At 64.6% G+C, this 26092-nt stretch carries 23 protein-coding genes; 14 read left to right on the forward strand and 9 right to left on the reverse strand.

Annotated features, from left to right (window positions below; translation table 11 throughout):
* Window positions 1-19 precede the first annotated feature (19 nt).
* Window positions 20-880: an SDR family oxidoreductase gene (locus A9Z00_RS15035; protein ID WP_296979152.1), complete on the reverse strand. Its 861-nt coding sequence runs from the start codon at window positions 878-880 to the stop codon at window positions 20-22.
* Between the two features lie 169 nt (window positions 881-1049).
* On the opposite strand from A9Z00_RS15035, the gene A9Z00_RS15040 reads away from it, so the two are divergent.
* Entirely contained in the window at window positions 1050-1721 is a 672-nt protein-coding gene (locus tag A9Z00_RS15040; protein WP_296979154.1) for a tetratricopeptide repeat protein, read from the forward strand.
* A gap of 58 nt (window positions 1722-1779) precedes the next feature.
* Window positions 1780-3576 carry a hypothetical protein gene (locus A9Z00_RS15045; RefSeq protein ID WP_296979156.1) on the forward strand — a complete coding sequence of 599 codons (1797 nt, stop codon included), beginning with the start codon at window positions 1780-1782 and terminating at the stop codon, window positions 3574-3576.
* A gap of 49 nt (window positions 3577-3625) precedes the next feature.
* Here the strand turns inward: A9Z00_RS15045 and yfbR are convergent, their stop codons facing one another.
* Complete coding sequence (gene yfbR / locus A9Z00_RS15050) at window positions 3626-4270, reverse strand: 5'-deoxynucleotidase (protein ID WP_296979158.1); 645 nt, start codon at window positions 4268-4270, stop codon at window positions 3626-3628.
* Between the two features lie 652 nt (window positions 4271-4922).
* Between yfbR and A9Z00_RS15055 the strand changes: the two genes are divergently transcribed.
* The 4 genes from A9Z00_RS15055 to A9Z00_RS15070 all read left to right on the forward strand — a co-directional run bounded on the left by A9Z00_RS15055 (window position 4923) and on the right by A9Z00_RS15070 (window position 10387).
* Window positions 4923-6470: a fumarate hydratase gene (locus A9Z00_RS15055; protein WP_483316329.1), complete on the forward strand. Its 1548-nt coding sequence runs from the start codon at window positions 4923-4925 to the stop codon at window positions 6468-6470.
* A 122-nt stretch (window positions 6471-6592) separates the two neighbouring features.
* Window positions 6593-7474: a bile acid:sodium symporter family protein gene (locus tag A9Z00_RS15060; protein WP_296979159.1), complete on the forward strand. Its 882-nt coding sequence runs from the start codon at window positions 6593-6595 to the stop codon at window positions 7472-7474.
* Between the two features lie 206 nt (window positions 7475-7680).
* Window positions 7681-9594: a two-component system histidine kinase PnpS gene (gene pnpS / locus A9Z00_RS15065; RefSeq protein ID WP_296979163.1), complete on the forward strand. Its 1914-nt coding sequence runs from the start codon at window positions 7681-7683 to the stop codon at window positions 9592-9594.
* Between the two features lie 76 nt (window positions 9595-9670).
* Window positions 9671-10387 carry a response regulator transcription factor gene (locus tag A9Z00_RS15070; protein WP_296979165.1) on the forward strand — a complete coding sequence of 239 codons (717 nt, stop codon included), beginning with the start codon at window positions 9671-9673 and terminating at the stop codon, window positions 10385-10387.
* A 62-nt stretch (window positions 10388-10449) separates the two neighbouring features.
* Here the strand turns inward: A9Z00_RS15070 and A9Z00_RS15075 are convergent, their stop codons facing one another.
* Window positions 10450-11319 carry a helix-turn-helix domain-containing protein gene (locus tag A9Z00_RS15075; protein WP_296979167.1) on the reverse strand — a complete coding sequence of 290 codons (870 nt, stop codon included), beginning with the start codon at window positions 11317-11319 and terminating at the stop codon, window positions 10450-10452.
* Window positions 11320-11531: 212 nt separating this feature from the next.
* Between A9Z00_RS15075 and A9Z00_RS15080 the strand changes: the two genes are divergently transcribed.
* The 3 genes from A9Z00_RS15080 to A9Z00_RS15090 all read left to right on the forward strand — a co-directional run bounded on the left by A9Z00_RS15080 (window position 11532) and on the right by A9Z00_RS15090 (window position 14648).
* Window positions 11532-12098 (forward strand): NfeD family membrane protein, encoded by a 567-nt coding sequence (locus A9Z00_RS15080; RefSeq protein ID WP_296979169.1) that lies wholly within the window; start codon window positions 11532-11534, stop codon window positions 12096-12098.
* Entirely contained in the window at window positions 12095-13636 is a 1542-nt protein-coding gene (locus A9Z00_RS15085; protein WP_296979170.1) for a flotillin lipid rafts scaffold protein FloT, read from the forward strand. Before A9Z00_RS15080 ends, A9Z00_RS15085 begins: the two co-directional genes overlap by 4 nt.
* 70 nt (window positions 13637-13706) lie before the next feature.
* Window positions 13707-14648, forward strand: coding sequence for a nucleoside hydrolase (locus tag A9Z00_RS15090; protein ID WP_296979172.1), 942 nt, complete (start codon window positions 13707-13709; stop codon window positions 14646-14648).
* A gap of 4 nt (window positions 14649-14652) precedes the next feature.
* Here A9Z00_RS15090 and A9Z00_RS15095 read toward each other — a convergent pair whose 3' ends face one another.
* Window positions 14653-16536 (reverse strand): sensor histidine kinase, encoded by a 1884-nt coding sequence (locus tag A9Z00_RS15095; RefSeq protein ID WP_296979173.1) that lies wholly within the window; start codon window positions 16534-16536, stop codon window positions 14653-14655.
* A 160-nt stretch (window positions 16537-16696) separates the two neighbouring features.
* On the reverse strand, window positions 16697-17866 hold the full coding sequence (locus tag A9Z00_RS15100) for an ROK family transcriptional regulator (protein ID WP_296979176.1): 1170 nt from the start codon (window positions 17864-17866) through the stop codon (window positions 16697-16699).
* 376 nt (window positions 17867-18242) lie between these two features.
* Here A9Z00_RS15100 and xylA point away from each other — a divergent pair, with 376 nt between their 5' ends.
* From xylA to A9Z00_RS15120, 4 genes are all read left to right on the forward strand, one after another.
* Window positions 18243-19556 (forward strand): xylose isomerase, encoded by a 1314-nt coding sequence (xylA, locus tag A9Z00_RS15105; protein WP_296979177.1) that lies wholly within the window; start codon window positions 18243-18245, stop codon window positions 19554-19556.
* A gap of 118 nt (window positions 19557-19674) precedes the next feature.
* The gene (gene xylB, locus A9Z00_RS15110) at window positions 19675-21171 is read left to right on the forward strand and encodes a xylulokinase (protein WP_296979179.1); all 1497 of its coding nucleotides are present in this window, start codon (window positions 19675-19677) and stop codon (window positions 21169-21171) included.
* A gap of 33 nt (window positions 21172-21204) precedes the next feature.
* Window positions 21205-22206, forward strand: coding sequence for an aldose 1-epimerase (locus A9Z00_RS15115; protein ID WP_296979182.1), 1002 nt, complete (start codon window positions 21205-21207; stop codon window positions 22204-22206).
* A complete protein-coding gene (locus tag A9Z00_RS15120; protein ID WP_296979184.1) occupies window positions 22206-22868 on the forward strand; it encodes an HAD family hydrolase in 663 nt (220 codons plus the stop codon). The genes A9Z00_RS15115 and A9Z00_RS15120 overlap by 1 nt, the downstream gene beginning before the upstream one ends.
* Window positions 22869-22894: 26 nt before the next feature.
* Here A9Z00_RS15120 and A9Z00_RS15125 read toward each other — a convergent pair whose 3' ends face one another.
* The 4 genes from A9Z00_RS15125 to A9Z00_RS15140 form a co-directional block, all read right to left on the reverse strand.
* Complete coding sequence (locus A9Z00_RS15125) at window positions 22895-23257, reverse strand: LytTR family transcriptional regulator DNA-binding domain-containing protein (protein ID WP_296979186.1); 363 nt, start codon at window positions 23255-23257, stop codon at window positions 22895-22897.
* A gap of 78 nt (window positions 23258-23335) precedes the next feature.
* Window positions 23336-23455 carry a cyclic lactone autoinducer peptide gene (locus A9Z00_RS15130; RefSeq protein WP_296979188.1) on the reverse strand — a complete coding sequence of 40 codons (120 nt, stop codon included), beginning with the start codon at window positions 23453-23455 and terminating at the stop codon, window positions 23336-23338.
* Entirely contained in the window at window positions 23452-23982 is a 531-nt protein-coding gene (locus A9Z00_RS15135) for an accessory gene regulator B family protein (RefSeq protein ID WP_296979189.1), read from the reverse strand. The genes A9Z00_RS15130 and A9Z00_RS15135 overlap by 4 nt, the downstream gene beginning before the upstream one ends.
* Window positions 23975-25018 carry a hypothetical protein gene (locus A9Z00_RS15140; protein ID WP_296979192.1) on the reverse strand — a complete coding sequence of 348 codons (1044 nt, stop codon included), beginning with the start codon at window positions 25016-25018 and terminating at the stop codon, window positions 23975-23977. Before A9Z00_RS15140 ends, A9Z00_RS15135 begins: the two co-directional genes overlap by 8 nt.
* Here A9Z00_RS15140 and A9Z00_RS15145 point away from each other — a divergent pair.
* Complete coding sequence (locus tag A9Z00_RS15145) at window positions 25002-26057, forward strand: PstS family phosphate ABC transporter substrate-binding protein (protein WP_296979193.1); 1056 nt, start codon at window positions 25002-25004, stop codon at window positions 26055-26057. The genes A9Z00_RS15140 and A9Z00_RS15145 overlap by 17 nt on opposite strands.
* Window positions 26058-26092 lie beyond the last annotated feature (35 nt).

Raw genomic sequence — 26092 nt, forward strand, 5'->3', positions numbered from 1 at the left:
GTCGTGATTCGGATTTTTTTCAGCCGTTGACGATTTTGCCGCCGTTGAGGTGCAGCGTCTGACCGGTCATGTAGGTCGAATCATCGCTCGCGAGGAAGACGTAGGCGGCGGCGAGCTCGGACGGCTGGCCGGGCCGCTTCATCGGCGTGTCGGAGCCGAACGACGCCGTGTCTTCCGCGGAGAAGGTGGACGGGATGAGCGGTGTCCAGACGGGACCGGGCGCGACCGCGTTCACGCGGATGCCCTTGTCCGCCAGATTCTTCGCCAGGGCGCGGGTGAACGCGACGACGGCGCCCTTCGAGGCCGAATAGTCGATCAGCGTCGGATTTCCCTCATAGGCGGTGACCGATGCGGTGTTGATGATCGAAGCGCCCGCCTTCAGGTGGGGCAGCGCCGCCTTCGTCAGGTGGAACATGCCGAACACGTTCGTACGGAACGTCCGCTCGAGCTGTTCGGCCGTGATGGCCTCGAGGGATGGCTGCGGATGCTGCTCGGCCGCGTTGTTGACGAGGATGTCGAGCCTGCCGAACGTCCGCACGACCTCGTCGATCGCCCGCTTGCAGAACGCCTCGTCGCCGATGTCGCCCGCGATGGGCAGGCATCGCCGGCCGAGCTCTTCGATGCGGCGCTTCACATGTTCCGCGTCGGTATGCTCGTTCAGATAGATGATCGCCACGTCGGCGCCTTCCTTGGCAAAGGCGACGGCCGCGGCGTGGCCGATGCCGCTGTCTCCGCCCGTGATGACGGCGGCCTTGCCGGTCAGCTTGCCCGCCGGCTTGTAGAGCGGCGATTCGATCTCCGGATGGGGCCGCATTTCGGTCTCGGTGCCGGGCTGATGCGTCTGGTGCTGCGGCGGGAAAATTTGCTTGGTGCCGGCCATGTTTGTTCGCCTCCCCAGGGGTTCGGATGTCTGCGGCGGCCGGATCCGCCGCAAGCTTAGGTTGGGAAGAACGGGGAGCCGGCATGCATCGCTTCCCTTTTCCTTGGCTGCCTCCCGGACCGGATGGTAAGATAGTGCCGTAACCGGCAACCGGGAAGAGGGGTGCGCCATGGGCAAATTTATCCTGTTCGGCCTTCTTTGGTATCTGCTTGGAAATCCGTTCGTTGCCATCATCGTGCTGATCGTCATGCTGTACATCCTCGACCGCCGGTTCATCGGGCTGTCGCCGAGCGTGGTGAAACCGTTCCGGCGCGCGCGGCGGATCGGCCAGCTCAGGCAGCAGCTCGCGCTCAATCCGAACGACATGTCGGCGCGGATGGAGCTCGCGCATCTGCTCCTCGAGCGCAAATCCTACCACGAGGCGCGGAAGCTGCTGGAGCCGGCGGCGGAGACGATGGCGCATTCGGCCGAGTACTGGGACAACCTCGGCACGGCGCTGCTCCACACGGGCAGCCGGGCGGAGGGCGAGAGCATGATCCGGCGGGCGCTCTCCATCAATCCGCGGGTCAAATACGGGCAGCCGTACCTCCGGCTTGCCGCGGCGAACCGGGATCAGCCGGAAAAGGCGCTGAAGCTGCTCGAGGAGCTGCGGGCGATCCATACCTCTTCCTGCGAGGCCTACTACCGGATGGGACGGATTTATCAGGCGCTCGGCCGCAGGGAAGAAGCGCGGCGGGCGTTCGACGAGGCGGCCGAAATCTACCGCACGCTGCCGCGATACAAGCGGCGGGAGGAGCGGCCGTGGGCGATCCGGAGCCGGCTGGCCCGGCTGTTCACGTGAGGCGGAATCGCCGGGGCGGAGGACCGGATGACGGCATCGTCCGGAGAGGGGACAAGCAATGGCTCATCTGGCGGATGAACGCACGGACCGGTTGCTGCGTGCGCTGGCGAACGGCATGCCTCCCGACCGCGTGATCCAGGGACATGCGCTGTATCGCGGCGGCCGCGTTCCGGTCATGGAAGTGGTCATGAATACGGTATACGGCGCCGTGAACGACGGCGCGGTGCACGCCGTCACGCTGGATGCGGACGACATGGCCTACAGCACGTGCACCTGCCCGGAAGAAGCGATGTGCGCGCATATGGCGGCGCTTTTTTTCCGGTATTGCGAGTCGGAGGGCTGGGATGCGGACAGGGTGCTGAAGATCGTGACGGAGGGCGGCTCCCTGGACGGGGACGGCAGGCCCGGTCCGGCGGACGGGCCGGAGGCGTGGGCCGGATGGTTCGCCGAACGGTTCGGCGGCGTGTGGCGGGAATGCCGCCGTTCGCTCCATCCGTTGCAGCCGGTGCTCCAGGAGGCGAAGGGCTGGGCGAGGGACTGGCCGCCCGCGATGCGCCGCCTGCACTGGCTTCAGACGGTGCTGCTCGTGCTGGAGCAGGCGGAGCTCGCTTTTGCCGGGTCCGATCCGGAGAACCGCTATTATTTTCAGCTCTCGTTCTCCCGTTCCGCCGAACCCTGGATGCGGCACTGGCTCGAGCTGCTGCACGAGGCGGGTCCCGTGCCGGCCGATGAAGCGGAGGAGCGGTGGCTGCGCGCCGTCGCGGTCCGGCTGCGGAACGCCGCGCTGAACGGGCGGTACGGGCTGCTGCGGTGGGACGAACTGTATGTCGCGTGGTGGGATCATTTTGCCGGATGGCGGGAGGCGGTGCTCGAGGAGCGGGAAGTGATCGCACGGCTGGCGGAGGGAATCGGCGGCGCGGAGTCGGGATTTAAGGATGCGGGAGCGCGGGAACCGGGTGCGTCCCCGGCGGACGTGGCTTCGACGGGCGCGACGGCAGCGGATGCGGTGGCGGCGGGCGTTTCGTCGGATGCGTCTGGCGCGGGTAAGGTTGCGGCGGACGTGGCCTCGGCGGGCGCGGATTCTGCGGGCGCGGATTCTGCGGGCGCGTCCGCGACGCATGCACCCGGCGCCGCCGCTTCCGTCGGGGCACCCGGCGGGGGTGCGCTTCCGCCTTCATCCCGCGAGACCGCCATCCTGACCGCTCTCGCGTTTTTCCGTTTCCGATCCGGCGATCATGACGGCGCAATCGATGCGATGCGGAAGACGCCGTTCCGGCACACGTCGACGATCGCGGGCAGGTTCGCCGAGCGTTGCCTGGAGGACGGCGATTTCGACGCGCTGGAGCGGTGGTTGCATCATCTGCACGACGGGCTGCGTCAGATCCGGGACACGGCGGTCCTGAAGGCGCTCTTCAGGCTGTGCCGTGCGGCGGATGACCGCTGGCCGGACCGTCCGCTGGGCGTTCGGCTGATGCGGGAATGGCTGCCCCTGTCGTACGGCGAGCTGTCGGCGCATTATCTGTCGCGCGGCCGGCTGCGGGATTGGGCCGACCTGCAGCTCGCCATGGGCGTCAAGCCCGAGGATCTCGACGCCGGGCACCTCCGCCTCGTGGCGAAGGAGGCGCCGGAGCTGCTGCTGCCGCTGTTCCACCGGGCGGTGGACGAGGCGGTGCGCAGCCGCGGACGGATGGGCTACCGCGCGGCCGTCCGGCATCTCAAGCGGCTGGAGAAGCTGTACCTCGCCGCCGGCCGGCAGGAGCGGTGGCGGGAATTCATCCGCCAGTTCCGCACCCGCCACGCGCGGCTGCGCGCGCTGCAGGAAGAACTGCGATTCGCCAACCTGGCCGGGGATTGACGGCCGGCGTCCCTGCATTGCCCCATGCTTGTGTTCCCGGCTTTCCGGATCACATGTTTTCGGACAATTCGTCCAGCGTCTTGCTGAAGCTCGGCGCGAAGTGCTTGAGGAACCATTCCGCCTCGGGCAGCGCAAGCTGGTCGAGCGAGGCCTTGATCTGACGCCGGGCAACCGCGAATTCCCGGTTGCCCGAGGCCAGCTCGATCGTGCATTTCAGGTAGGCGTCCAGGAGATCGGCGGCTTTCAGATATATCCGCAGCCCGGCGTCGGGATCTTCGGCGGCTTGCTCCGCGTTCCCGCCTTCTCCGGCTCCGACTCGCTGCCACGTCTTGCCCTTGAGGAGCGGAGCGTACGCCTCCCGGAGCGGTTCGGGCACCATGGCCGCCAGCCGTTCCGCGGCCAGCGCCTCGATCTCGCGGAAACTGTCCAGCATCCGCGGGTTGTGGTGCTTGACCGGCGTCGGAATGTCGCCCGTGAACACTTCGGTCGCGTCGTGGAACAGCGCCATCGCGGCCGCGCGGTCCGCGTTCAGCCGCCTGCCGAAGACGCGATTTCCGATTTCGCACAGGATATGCGTAAGCAGCGCGACGTGAAAGGAATGTTCCGCGACGTTCTCGCGCGTCGTGTTGCGCATGAGGCTCCAGCGTTCGATGTGGCGAAGACGGTACAGGTACGCGAGAAAATGGCTTTCCACTTCCGCCGACTCCCTTTCTCTCCTACGGATTCGATATTCCCGAAACCGTCGACGGGATGAGGCTGCCGCTTTTTGCGGCCGGCCTCCGGCATTTGACGGTCAGCCGAGCCGTTAAACGCGCCGTTGGGGCCGCCTGGCGCGCCGGATGGGGGCCGTTAACGGTCTGCGGTGCCGTTAAGTGCGGCCCGGCGCGGCGGGTGGCCCGGTTAACGGTCCGGCGAGCCGTTAAACGCGCCGTTGGGGCCGCCTGGCGCGCCGGATGGGGGGCGTTAACGGTCCGCGGTGCCGTTAAGTGCGGCCCGGCGCGGCGGGTGGGCCCGGTTAACGGTCCGGCGAGCCGTTAAACGCGCCGTTGGGGCCGCCTGGCGCGCCGGATGGGGGCGTTAACGGTCCGCGGTGCCGTTAAGTGCGGCCTGATACGCCGGTTCATCATCCGTCGACAGTTTTCTCTATTCTACCATACTTCGCCGGCCCGCCGGGGCGTTTCCCCGGACACGGACGCGGAAGGTTCCGCCCGTCGCCGCGTTTCGGAGGAAAAGAGGGCGGGCGCAAACCGCCGCGTTTTCCGGAGGAAGACGGGTTCGCCCCCGCTTGCGCAAATGTGATATGATAAATAAAGCAAGCAAAGTTCCGAGAGAGGAGCCGGCTGTACATGATCGAGCAATTCGAAGAAAGCATATACCGGCTGATCGTCGAGACGTCGACCAATCTGCCGGGCGACGTGCGCCGGGCGATCCGGGCGGCCCGGGAGGCGGAAGACCGCGCGACGCGGGCGGGGCTGTCGCTCAGCACGATCGCGTCCAACATCACGATGGCCGAATGCAACGTCTCGCCGATCTGCCAGGACACCGGCATGCCGACGTTCTATCTGCACGTGCCGGTCGGCGCGAACCAGATCGTCATGAAGGAAAAGATCCGCAGCGCGATCGCGCGCGCGACGAAGGACGGCAAGCTGCGCACGAACTCCGTCGACTCGCTCACGGGCGCGAACTCGGGCGACAACCTCGGCCCGGGCACGCCGGTCATCCATTTCGAGCAATGGGAGCGCGACGACATCGAGGTGCGGCTCATCCTGAAGGGCGGCGGCTGCGAGAACAAGAACATCCAGTACAGCCTGCCCTGCGAGCTGGAGGGACTCGGCAAGGCCGGCCGCGACCTCGACGGCATCCGCAAATGCATCCTGCACGCCGTCTACCAGGCGCAGGGCCAGGGCTGCAGCGCCGGCTTCATCGGCGTCGGCATCGGCGGCGACCGGACGACCGGCTACGAGCTCGCGAAGCAGCAACTGTTCCGCCGCGTCGATGACGTCAATCCGGTGCCGGAACTGCGGCGGCTTGAGGAATACATCATGGAGGCCGCGAACCAGCTCGGCATCGGCACGATGGGCTTCGGCGGGAACGTGACGCTGCTCGGCTGCAAGATCGGCGCCATCAACCGGCTGCCGGCAAGCTTCTTCGTCTCGGTCGCCTATAACTGCTGGGCGTTCCGGCGCCAGGGCGTGCTGCTGGATGGCGGCAGCGGGGAGATCAAGGAATGGCTGTATCCGCGCGGCGACGAGGTGCCGATGGACGAAGCGCCCGCGGCTGAAGCGGCCCAACCCGCCGACGCCGAACCGCGCCGCGAGATCCGGCTGAAAACGCCGCTGACGGAGGAGCAGGTGCGCTCCTTGCGCGTCGGCGATATCGTGATCCTCGACGGCGAGATCCACACCGGCCGCGACGCGCTGCACAAGTATCTGGTCGACCACGACTCGCCGGTCGATCTGAACGGCGGCGTCATCTACCATTGCGGTCCGGTCATGCTGAAGGACGAGAAGGGCGAGTGGCACGTGAAGGCCGCGGGCCCGACGACCAGCGCGCGCGAGGAACCGTATCAGGCCGACATCATCCGGAAGTTCGGCGTCCGCGCCGTCATCGGCAAGGGCGGCATGGGCCGGAAGACGCTGGAGGCGCTGAAGGAATGCGGCGCCGTCTATCTGAACGCGGTCGGCGGCGCGGCCCAATACTACGCGGAGTGCATCAAGCGCGTGAACGGCGTGCATTTCCTCGAGTTCGGCATCCCGGAGGCGATGTGGCACCTGGAGGCGGAGGGATTCGCCGCGATCGTCACGATGGACGCCCACGGCAACAGCCTGCACGCCGACGTCGAACGGGATTCGCTCGCGAAGCTCGAACAATTCAAGGAACCGGTCTTCAAGTAAAAACGGCCCGCGTTCCATGAAAAGAAAGCGTGATTCCCACGAATACGTTCGCTTCCTTCGCATCCGCGTTCAACCGGTGGGTTGACCGCCGGTTGTCCCTTCTGACCCCGGGAGCGCTGCTCTTGGGTTTCTTGTGTTCGGACGCGCTGATTGCCGGCGTTCCGCTCGTGCCGTGGCTGTTCGCGTACATCACGTTCGCGATGGGGCTCGGCATCCGCGCACGGGAGGTCGCGCGTGCATTCGTCCGGCCGCTGCCGATGCTGGCGGCGCTCGCCGCCGCCCATATCCTCCTGCCGCTCGCCGCGCGGGGAGCCGGCGGCGCGCTGTTCGGCCCGGACTCGCCGTATACGGTCGGCTTCGCGCTGTTCATGCTCATCCCGCTCGGCATCTCGTCGCTCATGTGGGTCGTCGTGTCGGGCGGCCGGCCGGCGCTGATCACGGCGCTCGTCACCTTCAGCTCGCTGCTCAGCCCGCTCGTCGTGCCGCTCGGGCTCGATCTGATGTTCGGCGCCGCGATCGAAATGGACACGCGCGGCATCATGCTGGACCTGCTGCTCATCGTCGTGCTGCCGACGGCGGCGGGCATCGCGCTGAACGAGGCGACGCGCGGCCGGGCGCACGCCGCGCTGCAACCCGGCGCGGCCTTCGTCTCGAAGCTCGCGTTCCTCGCCGTCATCGTCCTGAACGCGGCGGCGATCGGCCCGCACGTTCACGCGCTGGGCGGCGCCGTCCCCGCCGTCGCGGCCGCCGTCGTCACGCTCGTCGCGCTCGGTTACGCCGCAGGATGCATCGCCGCACTGCCCTGGCGATCTCCGGATCTGACGGCGACGCTGGCGTACGGCTGCGGCATCCGCAACATTTCGCTCGGCATCGTGATCGGCCTCGAATATTTCCCTCCGGAGGCGGCGATGCCGGTCGTGCTGTCGATCCTCATCCAGCAGCCGGGAGCGGCCGTGTTCCACAACCTCCTGCGCAGGATCCGCGGGACGGGGACGGGCGGCTGACCGGCTCCGATGGCAAAAAGCAACCAGTCGCCGATCCCCGACCGGAAAGGACGGCTCGGCAGCCGGCTGCTTTCCGCGGGGGGGGGGGGACGAGGCGGAAATGCGCGGCGGGACGGGGCGGAGATCCGGCGGAATCGAAACAGAGCGGCAATGCGCCGGGAACGGGACGAAGCGTTGGACACGCTAAGACCGCGGAGGGGTGCAGGATGAACCGTTTCCACACGCGGCTTGCGGCGGTGATGATCGGTCTTGTCGGCCTTGCGACGGCGGCCGCCGGAATCTGGGTGGCCGTCTCGTTCGAACGCAGCCATTACGAAGCCCTAAGGGACAATCTTGTCCGCGAGATCGGGCTGATCGAAGACGCGCTTTCCCGGGAGCCGGCGGACGGCGCGGACCCGCACGCCCGGTTCACGGAGCTGGCGCGCCGCTACCGTGCGATCACCGGCGCCCGCGTCACGTTCATCAGCGGCGACGGCACCGTGCTCGGCGATTCGGATCACGATCCGCTGGCGATGGACAACCATCTGAACCGGCCCGAGGTTGCGGAGGCGCTGCGCGAAGGCGTCGGCCGCGATATCCGGCGCAGCGACACGACGCATCACAACTTGATGTACGTCGCCGTGAAGCGGGATACGGGAGAAGATCCCGCCTTCATCCGGCTCGCGCTCGGCGTCAGCGAGATCGAACGGGGGATCCGCCGGCTCTGGCTCGGGCTGATCGCCGGTCTCTTCCTCCTGCTCCTGGTCGCGGCGGCGGCGAGCTGGCGGATCGCCCGCGGCATGACGAAGCCGCTGGAGGCGGTCATCCGCACGGCCCGGCGCATCCGGAACCTGGATTACGGGGCACGGGTCGACGTCGATGCGCGGGGGGAAATCGGCGAGCTCGGGCGCGCGGTCAATGCGATGGCCGAGAGCCTCCAGCGGCAGATGCAGCGCATCCGGGAGAAAGAAAGCCAGCTCGAAAGCGTGCTCGAGAACATGACGAGCGGCATCGTGAGGGTCGACCGTTCGGGTACCGTCGTGCTGCTCAACCGGGCGGCCGGAACGCTGCTCGGCCTGTCCGCGGACGAACTGATCGGCCGCCACTACACGGAGGCCCGGCGGCAGTACGAACTGACGCAGCGAATCGGCGAAATGCTCGAGCGGCGCGAACGGGCGCGCGATGAGTTCACGCTCTACCATCCGGAGGAGCGGCAGATCGAGATCCATTTCGTGCCGATCGAGGACCGGGATGACGGCGGGCTGCTGCTCGTGCTACAGGATGTGACCGCGATCCGCCGGCTCGAGCGGATGCGGAGCGAATTTGTCGCGAACGTCTCGCACGAGCTGAAAACGCCGATCGCCGCGGTCAAGGGGTTCGCCGAGACGCTGCTCGCCGGCGCCGGCGACGATCCCGAGGCGCGGCGCGCGTTCCTTGCGATCATCCATCACGAGAGCGATCGGCTGAACCGGCTCGTCAGCGATCTCCTGGAGCTCTCGAAGATCGAGTCGGGGCGCGTGCCGCTCCAATTCTCGCCGGTCGAACTCGGGCCGTTCATCGCGAAGACGGTCGGGCTGCTCGCGAAGGAAGCGGAGCGGAAGAACATCCGGATCGAGACGGAAGTGGACGAGGCGCTGTATGTCGAGGCGGATGAGGACCGGCTGAGCCAGATCGTCGTGAACGTGCTGTCCAATGCGATCCATTACACACCGGAAGGCGGCCTGGTGCGGATCCGGGTGGAGCCGGTCGCGCCGCGGGGCGATGTCGACGACCGGGACAAACGGGCCGACCGGATCGGAGCCGCCCGCACGGGGCCGGACGCCGGCCCGCGCGGCCCATTCCCGGAGGGCGCCGACGAGCGCGCGGAGTACGACGCGATCCGCATCCGTATCTCCGACAACGGCATCGGCATTCCGAAGCAGGATCTGCCGCGCATCTTCGAGCGGTTCTACCGGGTGGACAAGGCCCGTTCCCGGAGTTCGGGCGGCACCGGATTGGGGCTGTCGATCGTCAAGCATCTCGTCGAGCTGCACCGCGGCTCGATTTCCGTCGAGAGCGAGGTCGGCGTCGGCACGACGTTCACGATCGAGCTGCCGGTGCTGCAGGAAAGCGGGGACGAGGCGGGGCGATTTTTACAATAGCTTAACACTTCGGTGGGCTGTCCGTGGTATAGTGGTGATGGAAGAAGCGAAGACACCGCTGGGTTGGGGGCAGGCCATGGCGGAACGCATTCTGGTCATCGAGGACGAGCCGACGCTGGCGCGGCTGCTCACCTACAATCTGTCACAGGAAGGATACGAGGCGACGGTCGCGGACAACGGCGTCGAAGGGCTGCAGCTTGCGCTCCGGCAGCCGTTCGATCTCATCCTGCTCGACATCATGCTGCCCGGCATGGACGGCTTAGAGATTTTGACGAAGCTCCGGAGGCACGGCGTCCGCACGCCGGTCATCATCCTGACCGCGCGGAACGCGGAGGACGAGGTGGTGCAGGGCCTCCGGCACGGGGCGGACGACTACATGACGAAGCCGTTCGGCGTCGCGGAACTGCTGGCGCGCGTCGCGGCGGTGCTGCGCCGCTCGCGCGGCGGCGAGGAACGGAAGGCCGGGGAGGAGAACGTCATCCGCGTCGGCAATCTCGCAATCTATCCGGACAAGTACGAGGTGACCGCGGACGGCGAGCCGGTGGCGCTCAGGCCGAAGGAGTTCGAGGTGCTGCTCTACCTCGTGCGGCGCCCGGGCGTCGTCGTGACGCGCGACGATCTGATGAACGCGGTGTGGGGGTTCGACTACATCGGCGGCCAGCGGACGGTCGACGTGCACGTCAGCTCGCTGCGCAAGAAGCTCGAGCTGGGCCCGCGATCCGCCCGCATCGAGTCGATCCGCGGCGTCGGCTACAAGCTCGTGCTGCCGAAGGAAGAGGGCGTGCCGGGCTGACCGGAGCCCGGCATTCCCTGACATCGCAAGAAGGCGCGCCCCGCGGGCAGCGGGTCCGCGCCTTAATTGTTGCTCCTGGAGAGCATCCGCTTCTGGTAGGCTTTCGGCGAGCAGTCGTTGTATTTCCGGAACATTTTGTAGAAATGCGCCATGTTCGGAATGCCGATCATTTCCCCGACCTCCGCCATGCTCCGGTCCTCCGTCAGGAGAATCCGCTCCGCCCACTTGATCTTCCGGAAGTTCACGTATTCCGTGAAGGACATGCCCACCGTCTTCTTGAAAAACTTCACGAAGTAGTAATAGCTCATGTTCGCGAGCCGGCAGACCGTGTCCACCTGGATGCGGCCGGACAGGTTCGCCTCGACGTAGTCGAAAACCGGCTTGAGCCGCTGCAGGTCGAAGCTGTCCAGCTCCTCGAGCATGCGGCGGTTGTCGTTGCGCAGGAGGAGCAGCAGGATGCGCTTCAGCAGGATGTTCACGGCCAGCTCGTAGCCGATCGTCTTGGCGGCGGCCTCGTCGAAGATGCGCTTCACGCATTCGGCGATTTCCGCGGCGACTTCGGGCTGCTCGCGGAAGATGTAGTTCAGGCGGCTGAGCGGATGCTGCGTTTCGTTGAAATAGCGGAGATAGGGCATCGTGCTCGCGTCGAAAAATTTGTCCAGATCGAACTGCAGCACGTAGTAGTCCAGCACCCGCGAAAGCGCGCGGTCGCAGTGGAGCTGGTTCGAACCGATCAGGACGATGCCGCCGGGTCCGATATAGTGCTGCTCGTCATCGATCAGGACGTGCAGCTCGCCGCTTTCCACGAGCAGAAGCTCGATCTCCCGGTGGTAGTGCCAATTGATGAACAGATCGTCGGTGCGCTTCGGGCGGAAAATTTTCAACGACAGCAGCGGATTCTCGTATTCGACTTTCTCCCTGTAGGCTTCCACGGATCAACACCGGCTTTCGCAAAATCGCATAATTGCGCAAACGTTTCCTGCGGCCCGTTTACTTTATTCTAATGAGGGGAAAGGACAAAAATCAACAGTCCGTTCCGGCCGGATCGGCGCGGGAGCATGCCTGACATTGGATGGAACTTTTCATGGAAATGTTCGTATATCCTACCGGTAGCACCGGAATCGGCTTGCGGGGAGGGAAGCGAATGGAAGCGCTCTATTGGGCATGCCTGACCATCGGCATTCTGTACGCGGCCGTCACGATCGTATTCGGCGACATGCTGGGCGACTTGCTCGACGGCGCGCTCGGCTTTCTGGCGGACGGGCCGGATTGGCTCCATCCGACGACGATCGTCGGCGGGGTCACCGTGTTCGGCGGCGCCGGGATCCTGCTCGGCCGGTACACGGACCTCGGCGCGGGCGGGGTTGCCGCCTTGGCGTTGCTGGCCGCCGTCGTCATCGGCGCGGGCGTCTATTTCTTCTACGTCCGGCCGATGCGGTCGAGCGAGAGTTCGACGGGCTATTCGCTCGAGGAGATGGCGGGCAAGATCGCCGAGGTGCTCGTCCCGATTCCCGCCGACGGTTACGGCGAGGTGATGCTCCGGATGGGGGCGGCCGGGGTGACGAACCGGACCGCGGCGAGCTTCGACGGGGAGCCGGTGGAAGCGGGAGCGCAGGTGGTCGTCGTTGAGGTGAAGGACGGCACGCTGTACGTCTCCAGGCTGGATTCCGATTTTGCGGGCAATCTTACGTTGAAAGGAGACAGGACATGATCGAATGGATTCCGATTGCCGTCGTCGTCGTGCTGGTCGTGCTCGGTCTGGCGTTCTGGGCGCGCTACAAGACGGTCGGACCGGACGAGGCGATGATCGTCACCGGCTCGTTCCTCGGCAACCGCAACACGCTCGTTGACGAGGGAGGGCGCAAGATCAAGATCGTCCGCGGCGGCGGCGCGTTCATTCTGCCGATCTTCCAGCGCGCCGAGTTCCTCTCCCTGTTGTCGCACAAGCTGGACGTGTCGACTCCCGAAGTGTACACCGAGCAGGGGGTGCCCGTGCTGGCGGACGGGGTCGCGATCATCAAGATCGGCGGCTCGATCGAGGACATCGCGACGGCGGCCGAGCAGTTCATGGGCAAACCGATCGAGGCGCTCAAGGCGGAGGCGCAGGAGGTGCTGGAAGGCCATCTGCGCGCGATCCTCGGCTCGATGACGGTCGAGGAGGTGTACCGGAACCGCGACAAGTTCGCCCAGGAAGTGCATGCCGTGGCGGCGAAGGACCTGAAGAAGATGGGTCTGCAGATCGTCTCGTTCACGATCAAGGACGTGCGCGACAAGCACGGCTATCTCGAGGCGCTCGGCAAGCCGCGCATCGCGGCGGTGAAGCGGGACGCCGAAATCGCGGAAGCGGAGGCGATCCGCGATGCGCGCATCCAGAAGGCGCGGGCCGAGGAAGAGGGCATGAAGGCGGAGCTGCTGCGCGACACGAACATCGCCGAGGCGACGAAGGAGAAGGAGCTGAAGATCGCCGCCTTCAAGAAGGAGCAGGACATGGCGCGCGCGGAAGCCGACCAGGCGTACGCGATCCAGGAGGCGCGCACGAAGCAGAGCGTCGTCGAGGAGCAGATGAAGGTCGAGCTCGTGCGCAAGGAGCGCGAGATCGATCTCGAGGAGAAAGAAATTCTCCGTCGCGAGAAGCAGTATGACGCGGAAATGAAGAAGAAGGCGGACGCCGAACGGTACGCGGTCGAACAGGCTGCGGAAGCGGAGAAGATGCGGCGCATCCGCGAGGCCGAGGCGCTGCAATTCAAGATCGAGGCGGAAGCGCGGGCGCTCGCGGAGCAGAAGCGGCTCGCCGGCCTCGCCGAGGCGGAGGCGGAGCGCGCCCGGGGCGCGGCGGAAGCCGAAGTCATCCGGCTCAGGGGGCTGGCCGAAGCGGAGGCGAAGGAGAAGCTCGCCGAAGCGTTCGCGAAGTTCGGCGAGGCGGCCGTGCTCGACATCATCGTCAAGATGCTGCCGGAGCTGGCGGCGAAGGTGGCGGAGCCGATCCGGAGCATCGACAAGCTCACCGTCGTCGATACCGGCAGCGGCGAAGGCGCGGCGCGCGTCAGCAACTATGTCACGTCGCTCATGGCGACGGCGCCGCAGATGCTGAAGGACGTATCGGGCATCGACGTCGAGGCGCTGATCAAGGGGCTGACGAACCGGCTGGCCGCGGGCAACGCGGATGCTTCCCGGGCCCCGGAACCGGCATCGACGGCGGCTCCGGAGACGCCGGCGGAGGACGTCGTGCAGGATAAACAGGATAAATGAGCGGGACCGGCCGGCAGGCCGCGTCCCGGCGCCGTAACGCGCCATGCACAAAGGATCGGAGGAACGCTTCATGAAGGTCCGTTTTCCCGAACTTGACGACGCATTCCGCCTCGGACGGCTGCGCCATCCGGAGGGAAAGGTGCGGATCGTGCTCGACACCGACGCGTACAACGAAATCGACGACCAGTTCGCCGTCGTCTTCGCGCTCGGTTCGCCGGACCGGCTGCAGATCGAGGCGCTGTGCGCGGCGCCGTTCCACAACGGGCGTTCGGACGGTCCCGAAGACGGCATGGTGAAGAGTTTGAACGAACTTCGGCGCATCGCCGGGATCGCGGGCGTGGAAGGAAACATTCCGATTCTCGAGGGCTCCCGCGCATGGATGGACGGTCCCGGCCGTCCGGTCGAGAGCGCCGCGGCCCGGCGCATCGCCGAGCTGACGCTCGCTTCGCCGGATGACGATCCGCTTTACGTCGTCGCGATCGGCGCCATTACGAACGTGGCGTCGGCCATCCTGATGGAACCTTCGATCATCGGGAAGATCGTCGTGATTTGGCTCGGCGGGCACGCGCCCTGGTGGGACCACACCCGCGAGTTCAACATGATCCAGGATGTCCACGCTTCGCGCGTCGTGCTGGACTGCGGCGTGCCGCTGGTGCTCGTGCCGTGCATGGGAGTCGCCTCGCATCTGATCACGACGAAGGCGGAGATTGACGCCCATCTCCGGGATTGCGGCGAGATCGGCCGGTATCTCGCCGAGACGTACGCGTCCTGCAGCGATGACCACTACGCGTATTCCCGCGTGATTTGGGACATTTCGACGATCGGCTGGCTGCTGGACGAGTCGAGCGTGCCGTGCCGCATTGCGCACAGCCCGATTCTGAACGACGGCGGCACTTTCAGCTTCGACGGAAGCCGGCATCTGATCAAAATGGCGCATCATGTGCGGCGGGATGCCGTTTTTCGGAGTTTGTTCGACCGGGTGCGGAATCTCGACGCGCGACAACGGGGATGACGGATCAATCCGGAAGAACGGCGGGGAACCGGAGCGTGACTTCGGTTCCCTTTCCCGTTTCGCTTTCGAAATGGATGGAGCCGTTCATCGCTTCGATGATGCGGAACGTCACCATCAGGCCGAGGCCGGTGCCCTTGGTCTTCGTGGAGAAATAGGGCGTTCCGAGCTTCGCGATCTGCTCCTCGTCCATGCCGCTTCCGGTGTCGCGGATGCGGATCACCGCCTGATCGCCCTCCCGGTAGGCCCGGACCGTGATCTCGCCGCCGTTCTCCGTCGCTTCGATGCCGTTCTTGATGAAATTGATGATCGCCTGCTTGAAGCGGGAGGAATTGCCCTCGATGCGGAGTCCGTCCCGGACGTCGAACTTCAGGGCGACGCCGTTCAGCGAGGCGTGCGGGGACATGATCGCGTGGATCTTTTCCAGTTCGTCGGACAGATCCAGCACGGTGAACTCCTCCATCTCCGGCTTCGCGAAGGTGAGGAAGTCCGTGATGATGGACGAGGCGCGGTCCAGCTCCTCGATCGCCATGTCGTAATAGCGGCGGTTCGACACTTCCCGCTCCGCGAGCAGTTGCAGGAAGCCGCGCGTCACCTGAAGCGGATTGCGGACCTCGTGGGCGACGGAGGCGGCGAGATCGCTGATGATTCGAAGCTTCTCCGCGCGCTGCAGCCTGCGGTTGTATTCTTCGCGCTCCTTCGCGTAGGCGATCAGGGCGGCGTGATTGCGCGCGAGCTCGGCGGACAGGATGACGGTCAGCGTGACCAGCAGCGCGAAGGTGCCGAATTTCCACAGAACCGGTTCGTACGCTTCATCCCTGGCGAAGTACAGCGCGAAATCGGCGGCCGCCGTCGACGTCAGGAAGAACACGCCCGCGCACAGGACGGCTCCGTTCCGGTTGCCGCGGAAGGCGTCCACGGCGGCCAGCACGGCGGTGATCGCGAACGCGGCTGTCATCGCAAGATTGAGCAGCCTGACCGCGATCAGCTCGTAGGCCGGTTCGAACCCGCCGGGCAATCCGGCGTGCAGCGCGTACGTCAGGAAGGACAGCGCGGCGTATCCCCACAGCGCCCGGCGAAACCGTGAGTAGAGCGGATATCGGCCCTGGAACACGATGTCCGCGAACTGCATGAACGCGGGGGCGGATACGCTGAACGCGAGTTCGAACGCCGTCTGCAGCCATGCATGGCGGGACTCGAACAGCATGTAGGGCAGGGGCGAACTCGTGAACACGAGCGTTCCGGCGGACAGCGCGATGAGCGAGAGGGACAGCCAGAACTTCCGCGTCTCCCTCGTCAGGAAGCCGGAGCAGGCCAGCATGATGAGGCCGATCATGATCATTCCGCCGCTGAGCGCCATGTCGTCGATCTCCGGTCGGATGAAGCCGGCGTTCAGCGCGTCGAATTCGCCGATCCGGACGTTCGAGTAAACGCCCCCGCGTCCCACCGTCTCGTCGATGCGGATCAGGACCGCCGCAGGGTCGGAAGTGACCGGAAGCGGCAGCAGCAGCTTGTGCACGTCGAACCGGACCGTGCGGTTCGTTTCGTGCAGCACTTCGCCGTTCAGATAGACGGCCAGCCTGCGGCCGTACAGCCGGTCGATGAGCAGCGCCGGCTGGCGCCAGGAATCGGTGGGCGGGATCTCGAACCGGACCCACAGCCCCGCGGCGTCCGCCGGCATGCGCGGCGGCCGCCCCGCGGACGCCGCGGTCCAGGACGGATCGTCCTCCCGCGGCGGACCGGCGTTCGACTCCGCGGCTTCTCCGTCGTATATCCACCGGATTTCCCATTTCCGGATGAGCTCCGGCCGGTCGTCCGCCGCCTCTGCGCGATGGGCGGAGCACAATCCCGCCAGAATCGCAAACAGCAACAGATAACGCAACCAGCCCAAGCCGTCGCCCCCTGTTCCGTCCGAATGTGAGCGCCCGCAGCAGCCGCCGGCGGACCGTACCGGACCGCCCGCGGGAGACAAACGCGGGCGCGCAGTGGCAAGCGGAAAACGCTCCCTCGCGGTGTACCCGGGACGGGCGCGGGGAGCGGATGCGCGGAGGTCAACCCGCGGACGGGCCGTTCAGGCTGTCGAAGAAGCGGCTGATGGCGTAGCCCGCGGCTCCGCGCACCGCGGAATGTTCGCCGAGCTCGGCGAACAGGAGGCGCAGGCCCGCCCGGTTGTAGCTCTGCGTGCGGGTCGCGATCTCGCGTTCGATGGCGCCGCGGACGAACCGCTCGGCGATGCAGACCCGGTTGCCGAGGATGACCGCCTCCGGATTGAAAATGTTCACGATGTTCGCGATCCCGATGCCCAGATACCGGCCGATCGCCCCGAGCAGGCGCGCGGCCTGTTCGTCGCCGCCTTCTGCCGCGGCCGTCGCCGCCTCGAAGGAGGCGTACGGTTCGCCGTGTTCGAGCAGCGATTTCTCGGAGGCGTACAGCTCCCAGCAGCCCAGATTGCCGCAGCTGCACCGGCGGCCGTCCGCCTCGACGGACATGTGGCCGAGCTCGCCCGAGGAACCGGACTTGCCGCGGTACAGTTCCCGGTTGATGATGATGCCGGTGCCGATGCCGATCCCGACGCTCACGTAGATCTGGTCCTGAAAGCCGCGTCCCGCTCCGTAGGCGAGCTCGCCGGCGGCGCCGGCGTTCGCCTCGTTGTCGACGACGCAGGGCAATTGGAAACGCTCCGCGATCAACTTCCCGAGCGGCACGTTCCGCCACTCGAGGTTCGGCGCGAACAGCACCGTTCCGCTTCCGTCCACGATGCCCGAGACGCCAACGCCGATGCCGACGATGCCGTACCGGCTCGGCGGCGCCTCGGCGATCAGCTCGCCGATCGCGTCGTACAGGAGGGGCAGCACCTCGTCCGGTCCGCGCCTCGCGATTCGGATCTCGCGGCGCGCGACCGGGTTGCCCGCCAGATCGGCCAGCAGCCCGCGGATATAATTCACGCCGACGTCGATGCCGATCGCGTGGCCGGCCCCGGCGTTGAACAGCAGCAGGACCGGTTTCCGGCCGCCGCTCGACTCGCCGGTGCCGATCTCCGACACGAGGCCGGCGTCGATCAGGCTGGCGACGAGGCTGGACACCGTCGCCTTGTTCAGACCGGTCCGCTCCGAAATGCGAGCGCGGGAGAGCGGCGATTCGTTCCGAATGCATTCCAGCACGATGGCGGTATTGATTCGTCTGATGAGGGCGGAATCGCCCGTGCCGCTCAGTCTGTGCATCGTCCAATCCCTTCCGTGCCTGTCCGTTCGCCTTATCGTGGGTCGCCCGGTGTGCGCCGGGTTTCGACAAGGCGCATCCCCGTAATCATAACATAGAAAAGGCGGACGGGCGATATGCAATTGCAAAAGGATGTGACAATTCTCACAATTTCCCGCGGACGGCGGTGCTACAATTTTCAGCTTGATCGTGCCCGCGAAACATGCGGATCTTCCGGTCGCGACAGCCGGTGAAGCCCGGAAAACTTAAAAAATTACAAGAACTTTCTTAGTTTGTTTAATAGACAAACAAAGTGGAGCGCGCTATAATAGAAATCGAAGCGTTTTCATGCGCGCAAGTTTTTCTTCGAATTCCAATGCAAGGAGGCGTCAGTCGGCAATGGCCTATTTCGAGAACGTCGGCAAGATCGAGTACGAGGGCAGGGGCTCGGACAATCCCTACGCGTACAAGCACTACAACCCGAAGGAAGTCGTGCTCGGCAAGACGATGGAGGAGCATCTCCGCTTCGCCGTCGCGTACTGGCACACGTTCACGGGCGCCGGCACGGACCCGTTCGGCGCCGGCACGATGATCCGGAGCTGGGACAAGTACGACGGCATGGACAAGGCGAAGGCGCGGGTCGAGGCGAACTTCGAATTTCTGGAGAAAACGGGCATCAACTTCTATTGCTTCCATGATGTCGACATCGCGCCGGAAGGCGACACGCTGCAGGAGACGCACAAGAACATCGACACGATCGTCGCGATGCTGAAGGAGTACCAGCAGTCGACGGGCAAGAAGCTGCTCTGGAACACGGCGAACCTGTTCACGCATCCGCGCTACGTGTTCGGTGCGGCGACGTCCTGCAATGCCGATGTATACGCCCATGCCGCGGCCCAGGTGAAGAAGATGCTCGAGGTGGCCAAGGAGCTCGACGCGGCGAACTACGTCTTCTGGGGCGGCCGCGAAGGCTACGAGACGCTGCTCAACACCGACATGGCGCTTGAGCTCGACAACCTGGCCCGCTTCTACCACATGGCGATTGAATATGCGAAGGAGATCGGCCTGAAGGCGCAGTTCCTGATCGAGCCGAAACCGAAGGAGCCGACGAAGCACCAGTACGACTTCGACGCGGCAACGACGATCGCCTTCCTGCAAAAATACGGCCTGAAGGATCATTTCAAGCTGAACATCGAGGCGAACCACGCGACGCTGGCGGGTCACACGTTCGAGCATGAGCTCCGCGTCGCGGCGATCAACGGCGTGCTCGGCTCGATCGACGCGAACCAGGGTGACCTGCTGCTCGGCTGGGATACCGACGAATTCCCGACCGACATTTACAGCGTCACGCTGGCGATGTACGAAATCCTGAAGGCGGGCGGCTTCACGACCGGCGGTGTCAACTTCGACGCGAAGGTTCGCCGCGGCTCGTTCGAGCCGGAGGATCTGTTCCTCGCGCACATCGCGGGCGTCGACACGTTCGCTTGGGGCCTGAAGGCGGCCGCGAAGATCATCGAGGAACGCGTCCTCGACAAGATCATCGAAGAGCGCTACGCTTCGTTCCGCGAGGGCATCGGCAAAGACATCGTGGAAGGCAAGGCGACGCTGAAGAGCCTCGAGGCCTACGCGCTCCAGAACAAGCCGATCGTCAACCGCTCGGGCCGTCAGGAACAAATCAAGATGATTCTCAACGAAATCATTTTCAGCGTATGACGGGCTTGTCGGACCAGACGAACGCAGCCGGCCGCTTATGGCCGGCTGTTCGTCCCTGACCGGACGGAATTCCGAAAATCCGGGAGCCGGGAGGCTCCCTGCGGGAGGAATGTTGTGCATGAGCTACGTCATCGGCGTCGACCTCGGCACGAGCGCGGTGAAGGTTCTGCTGGTCGACCGGGAAGGCAAGGTGCGGGCGGAAGCGTCGAAAAGCTATCCGCTGTTCCACGAGCGTTCCGGCTGGAGCGAGCAGCGGCCGGAGGACTGGGTCGAGGGGACGATCGGCGCGCTGCGGGAACTTACGGCAACCGCCGGCGTGCGCCCGGAGGAAATCGAGGGGCTGAGCTTCTCCGGCCAGATGCACGGCCTGGTGCTGCTCGACGAGGCGAACCGGCCGGTCAGAAACGCGATCTTGTGGAACGACACGCGGACGACGGCCGAATGTCGCGAGATCGAGCGGACGCTCGGAGACAAGCTGCTCGGCATCGCGCGCAATCCGGCGCTCGAAGGGTTCACGCTGCCGAAGATTCTGTGGGTCCGCAAGCACGAACCGGACACCTTCGCGAAGGCAAAACGGTTCGTGCTGCCGAAGGATTATGTGCGGTACCGGCTGACGGGCGAAATCCGCATGGACTATTCGGACGCGGCCGGCACGCTGCTGCTCGATGTGGCGAACAAGCGGTGGAGCCCGGAGATTCTCGCCGCGTTCGGCCTGCCGGAATCGTTCTGCCCGCCGCTCGTCGAATCGCATGATCACGTCGGCGGCCTGCTGCCGGAGATCGCGGAGAAGACCGGCCTGGCAGCCGGCACGAAGGTGTTCGCCGGCGGCGCGGACAACGCCTGCGGCGCGATCGGCGCCGGCATCCTGTCTCCGGGGCTGACGATGTGCAGCATCGGCACGTCCGGCGTCATCCTGACCTACGAGCAGAGCCGGGATACCGACTACGCCGGCAAGGTGCACTTCTTCAACCACGGCAAGGCCGACGCCTTCTATGCGATGGGCGTGACGCTCGCGGCCGGCTATTCGCTGAGCTGGTTCAAGCAGACGTTTGCGCCGAACGAATCGTTCGCGGATTTCCTGCGCGGCGTCGGAGACGTGAAACCGGGGTCCGGCGGCCTGCTGTTCACGCCGTATCTGGTCGGCGAGCGGACGCCGCATGCGGACTCCGTCATCCGCGCGAGCTTCATCGGGGCGGACGGCTCGCACACGCGGGACCATTTCGCCCGGGCCGTCATGGAGGGCATCACGTTCTCGTTGAACGAGTCGATCGCGATCTTCCGCGGAACGGGCAAGACGATCAACCGCGTCATTTCGATCGGCGGCGGCGCGCAGAACCCGGTCTGGCTGCAGATGCAGGCCGATATCTTCGACGCGACGGTCGTTTCGCTCGAGAACGAGCAGGGTCCCGGGCTCGGCGCGGCGATGCTGGCGGCGTACGGCTGCGGTTGGTTCGACAGCCTCGACGCGTGCGCGGCGAAGTTCGTGAAGCATGCCGCGTCCTACGAGCCGAATCCGGAAGCGGTGGAGGCTTACAGGGGCCTGTTTGACATTTACCGCGAAGTGTATGCGCAGACGCGGCCGCTCAACCAGAAGCTTGCCGCCTATCGCGGGTAACCGGCATCCGACGGAAAGGAGACGACGAGAGGCATGGGCGTCATTTCGGCTGCCATCGGCGAATATCAGGGCGAGCGCGCGGTATGGCTGCGCGCGGGTTCGTACGAAGCGGCGCTGCTGCCGGAGATCGGCGGCAACCTGATCGCGTTCCGCGACACGGCGCGCGGCCATCGCTATCTGCGCGAGCCGGCGCCGGAGGAAATGGAAGCGTTCAAGGCGAATCCGGCGGTACACGGCATCCCGGTACTGTTCCCGCCGAACCGGTACGAGGACGGCCGGCTCAAGTGGCGCGGCAACGTCTATCAATTGCCGGTGAACGAGGAATCGACGAACAACCACCTGCACGGCTACGCGCACAGCGCGGTCTGGGAGCTGGTCCGGCACGGAGCGGACGGCGAGGAAGCGTACGCGGAAGTGAAGCTGACGGTGGACAAGGGGCAGAAGCTGTTCGAATACCTGCCGTTCCGATTCACGATCCGGCTGCGCTACGCGCTGGGAGCCCGCGGGCTTTCGCAGCATCTGACGCTGGTGAATGAAGGTGAAGAGGAGATGCCGGTGCTGCTTGCCTTCCATACGGCGATCAATGCGCCGTTTGCGCCGGGCAGCACGGCGCGGGACTATAAGCTGAAGCTGACGATCGGCAGCCGGTGGGAGTTGAGCGGGCGGATGCTGCCGACCGGCCGCAAGCAGCCGCTCTCCCCCGAGGAAGAAGCGATGAAGGCCGACGGCGTTTACCCGTTCTTCGCGCCGATGGACAACCATTACACGGCGGCGCCGCAGAACGGCCGCAACCGAATGGAGCTGACCGATGAACGGATCGGCGTGACGCTGATCTACGATGTCGGCACCTCCTGGAAACATTGGATGGTCTGGAACAACGGCGCCCGCGAGGGCTTCTTCTGTCCGGAACCGCAGGTCAACCTCGTGAACGCGCCGAACGTCGATCTTCCGGCGGAGGAGATCGGGCTGTTCAGCCTCGCGCCGGGCGAGATCTGGGAGGAGACGTCGCGGCTCTACGTCCGGGAGAAGCGCTGATGGCGAAGGCGCGCTTCCGCGTACGGGCGGTCCTTTTTGACATGGACAACACGCTGCTCGCTTCCCGGATCGACTACGCGGCGATGCGGCGCGAAGTGGGCGGCTGGCTCATCCGCGAAGGATACCTCACGTCGGGCGAAGCGGAGGATGGCACGACGGTTTCGCTCATTCAGCTCGCGGTCGGGCGCGGACTCGACGGCGATGCGCTGGATCGGGTCTGGGAGATCTGCGCCCGACACGAAGCGGAAGGGCTGCGCGGCGCCTCGCTGGAACCGGGGGCGCGGGAGACGCTGGAGCGGCTGCGCGGGCGCGGCCTTACGCTCGCGCTGCTGACGAACAACGCCGAGGCCGCCGCGGAGCGGGCGCTCTGCGAGACCGGCATCCGTCATTGCTTCGACATCGTCGCGGGCCGGGAATCGGTACCGGAGCTTAAGCCCTCGCCGGCCGGCATCCGCGCCATCCTCACGCGACGTCCCGACATCCCGCCCGATCGCTGGCTTGCGGTGGGGGATTCGTGGATTGACGGCGCGGCGGCCGCCGGCGCCGGCGTCGCGTTCGCCGCCTATCGCCCGAGGCACGATCTGGCGAAGCACGGCATCGTTCCGGCCGCAAGGATCGATCGGCTGGACGAGCTGCCGGAGCTCGTGGAAGGAGCGGAATGAAAAACCCGCCCCGGACAAGGGGCGGGTTATCGTTGCCCGTTTCGGAAAGCGAGACGTTCTTTCAGCGTTCGCTTCATTCTGGTAGAGACGGTGGAATATTTGCTGGATTTCGTTACCGTATCGCTGAAGAAGACCAGCAGCCGCTCTTCGTCGAACCGCCTGATCTTCCCGAGATTGCTCAGATTCGTCCGGTCCAGGCGCAGGAATCCGAATCGCTCGAGGTGCGTCTCGAGCACGGACAGTTTCGGAATCAGCGGATAGAAGATTTCATCCCCGCGGTGGAACACGACATAGCCGGACGAATGCGTCTCGATGAAGTCGACATCGCTCAGGTCCAGTTCGATTACTTCGGTGAAATTGCCCGGATCGCGGGTTACCGGGAAGCGCATATCCAATCCACTCCATAATCGGGACCAAGGGCTGTCCGCGGCGAAACCCCCGCGGGCAGCCCTTGATGCTCGGCGCGGTTACTTCTTCAGCTCTTCCGGGATCTCGGGACGGTACAGCATCGGGGATGCCGTTTTCACGAACATCCCGGCAATACCGTTCAGGACACCGGACAACAGCTTTGCCGCCAGTTGCTTCATGTCGATTTCACCTCCTTGTTCCGAAATAACAGGGTGAATCCCTGTACGGCCAGCACGATGGCAGCCGTTTCCGAAAAGAAAAGGAAATTGCTGCACACAATTAATGCGGAAACAATTTTTAACAGCGGATAGTATGTTTCGGGAATCGTATTGTATCCTTTCATGTTGGCGGGAGCCAACAGCAATACGAGTATCAAGGCTATTCCCGTCAGGATCGGCGTCCATTGTTCGGCCATGTCCATGTGCGGTGGAACGGCGACAATTAAAAAGGTTATCAGCATGCACGGTAACGGACGCTCGAAATGGTACCCGCCCGACAGCATGCGTAAACACAAGAGATAACTTACTGCCGTCAGCGTTTCGGCCCCTTTACCGGTCGAAATGCCGAATGCCATGGCGGCGATAACCGGAACCGTAAAATTGATGACGATGATCAGAGCGAATTTCATGACGGGAACGCTTGCGGTTTGTTCCGGATTCGCCTGCTTGATTTTGATCGCCAATTTCTCGGCCCAAGATTCAACCAAACTCATGGTACTCCTTTTTGAAGACATGATACTGGAGAATCCCCAACGCTATGGCACCCAGCGACAACACCACGAACGGCCTGAAACCCATAAAATAAAGGAAGTTGTACAGGGAATTCACGATATAACCCAAAATGATCATAACGAGCAAACGGACATTGAGTCTGTTCCAGGGAACTTTCACGCGTTCGGCGTCCGGCACGAAGGTAAAACCCCAATTCGAGCGAATCAAGAGCCAGGCAATCAGAAAAGCAATGCCGGCGGTCAGCGTTTGGGCGCCGAACGCCTCGGCCTCGTTTGGAATGATCGTAATGCCGAGGGCTTGAAAAACGATCAGAATGGCTGCCTGTGTCAAGGTATAGAAGACGTAACCATTCACCACCATCAGTCCGGCATAGAAAACTGGAATCCGGAAGTTTTGCCAGAAATAAAGGATAACGATCGGAATCTGGATCAGGGGTCCGTACATGACCAGTTCCAATTCCATGAAAATCATGTAGGACACAAGCGAAAGCATAAAGGAAGCCAATAACAGCCGTCCCCAGTATCCGGGGAGCTGAAACTTGAAAATGGCGAACGTAAAGACGATCAAAGCCAGCCATTCGAGTGCCGAGAAGAAAAGAAAACCCAAGACATCCAAGACGTCCATTTTGACGCTCCTTGCCGCTCTCCGCGCGCCATGGAGGCCGCGGTGTTCCCTGCACGAACATATTTCGCCAGCGTTCGCGGGAATTCCTTCTAATGGAGGATTCGTAACGTATTTTTTTGAAGGGATTCCAGAGCCGATCTTGATCATCCGATGACCGTTTCCGTCATCGGATGTTTTCATATGGCCGGCATGATGCCGATCCCGATTGCCGATGGTTGCCGCCGTCGGCTTTTGGTTTTCCCGTGACGCCTCACAATTTACATTTAACATTCGCTTTACAAAGCATGGGGCCGGATATGACATTCGCCCGGTAGCATAAGCGGTGGAATCCTTCAGCATACCCTGACAAATCACAAGGAGTGGTACGCGAATGTCGATGCTGCGCAAGGGATTTCTGCCGTTTGTCATGGCGGCCGTGATGGTGCTCGCGGCGGCTTGCGGAAGCGGAAATGGCGAAAACGGCGGCAATGAAGGGGGTACGACGAGCGCTGCCGGCGGTTCGGGAGGCTCGGGCGGATCGGTCGATTCGCAGGCGAAGGCAGCGAAGGAGAATGCCGGCGGCGGGAACGGCGAGCAGCAGCCGAAGCTGTCCGGCTCGATCGAGATCGACGGTTCCAGCACGGTTTACCCGCTGACGGAAGCCGTGGCCGAAGAATATGCGGCGGAGCAGCCGGATGTACGCGTGACGGTCGGCACATCGGGCACGGGCGGCGGGTTCGAGCGGTTCTGTGCCGGCGAGATCCCGATCGCCGACGCGTCCCGTCCGATCAAGGATTCGGAGGCGCAGGTCTGCGCCGAAGCCGGCATTGCATACACGGAGCTGAGCATCGCGTATGACGGCCTGTCGGTGGTCGTGAACAAGGACAATGACTGGGTCGACTACCTGACGATCGAAGAGCTGAAGCGGATCTTCGTTGCAGGCAGCGGGGTCAGGACGTGGGCGGACGTCCGCGAAGGCTGGCCGGCGGAGGAGATCACGCTGTTCTCGCCCGGCGCCGATTCCGGCACTTACGATTACTTCAACGAAGCCATCCTGGAAAAAGCGGGCATCCGCAGCGACGGCCAAATCAGCTTCAGCGAGGACGACAACACGCTGGTGCGGGGGGTTGCCGGGAACAAGGGAGGCATCGGCTACTTCGGCTATGCCTACTACGAGGAGAACACGGACAAGCTGAAGGTCGTGCCGATCGACGGCGGCAGCGGTCCGGTCGCGCCTTCGCTTGATACGATCAAAGACGGCACCTACTCGCCGCTGTCCCGTCCGCTGTTCATCTACGTCAACAACCAGGCGCTCGAGGAAAGGCCGGAAGTGAAGGATTTCGTCCGGTTCTATATCGGGAACGTCGGCGGGTTGGCAAAGGACGTCGGCTACGTGCCGCTTCCGGACGAGAAGTACGCGGAAGAAGCGGCCAAGATCGGGGCCTGACGGATGCGCCGGCCCGGCAGATACCGGGTGCATGT

This window comes from Thermobacillus sp. ZCTH02-B1, assembly GCF_002159085.1.
GTDB lineage: Bacteria > Bacillota > Bacilli > Paenibacillales > Paenibacillaceae > Thermobacillus.

Coding starts and splice junctions, on each gene's coding strand:
- A9Z00_RS15035 (WP_296979152.1), bottom strand. CDS start 880: ATGGCCGGCACCAAGCAAATTTTCCCGCCGCAGCACCAGACGCATCAG.
- A9Z00_RS15040 (WP_296979154.1), top strand. CDS start 1,050: ATGGGCAAATTTATCCTGTTCGGCCTTCTTTGGTATCTGCTTGGAAAT.
- A9Z00_RS15045 (WP_296979156.1), top strand. CDS start 1,780: ATGGCTCATCTGGCGGATGAACGCACGGACCGGTTGCTGCGTGCGCTG.
- A9Z00_RS15055 (WP_483316329.1), top strand. CDS start 4,923: ATGATCGAGCAATTCGAAGAAAGCATATACCGGCTGATCGTCGAGACG.
- pnpS (WP_296979163.1), top strand. CDS start 7,681: ATGAACCGTTTCCACACGCGGCTTGCGGCGGTGATGATCGGTCTTGTC.
- A9Z00_RS15070 (WP_296979165.1), top strand. CDS start 9,671: ATGGCGGAACGCATTCTGGTCATCGAGGACGAGCCGACGCTGGCGCGG.
- A9Z00_RS15080 (WP_296979169.1), top strand. CDS start 11,532: ATGGAAGCGCTCTATTGGGCATGCCTGACCATCGGCATTCTGTACGCG.
- A9Z00_RS15085 (WP_296979170.1), top strand. CDS start 12,095: ATGATCGAATGGATTCCGATTGCCGTCGTCGTCGTGCTGGTCGTGCTC.
- A9Z00_RS15090 (WP_296979172.1), top strand. CDS start 13,707: ATGAAGGTCCGTTTTCCCGAACTTGACGACGCATTCCGCCTCGGACGG.
- A9Z00_RS15100 (WP_296979176.1), bottom strand. CDS start 17,866: ATGCACAGACTGAGCGGCACGGGCGATTCCGCCCTCATCAGACGAATC.
- xylA (WP_296979177.1), top strand. CDS start 18,243: ATGGCCTATTTCGAGAACGTCGGCAAGATCGAGTACGAGGGCAGGGGC.
- xylB (WP_296979179.1), top strand. CDS start 19,675: ATGAGCTACGTCATCGGCGTCGACCTCGGCACGAGCGCGGTGAAGGTT.
- A9Z00_RS15115 (WP_296979182.1), top strand. CDS start 21,205: ATGGGCGTCATTTCGGCTGCCATCGGCGAATATCAGGGCGAGCGCGCG.
- A9Z00_RS15120 (WP_296979184.1), top strand. CDS start 22,206: ATGGCGAAGGCGCGCTTCCGCGTACGGGCGGTCCTTTTTGACATGGAC.
- A9Z00_RS15125 (WP_296979186.1), bottom strand. CDS start 23,257: ATGCGCTTCCCGGTAACCCGCGATCCGGGCAATTTCACCGAAGTAATC.
- A9Z00_RS15130 (WP_296979188.1), bottom strand. CDS start 23,455: ATGAAGCAACTGGCGGCAAAGCTGTTGTCCGGTGTCCTGAACGGTATT.
- A9Z00_RS15145 (WP_296979193.1), top strand. CDS start 25,002: ATGTCGATGCTGCGCAAGGGATTTCTGCCGTTTGTCATGGCGGCCGTG.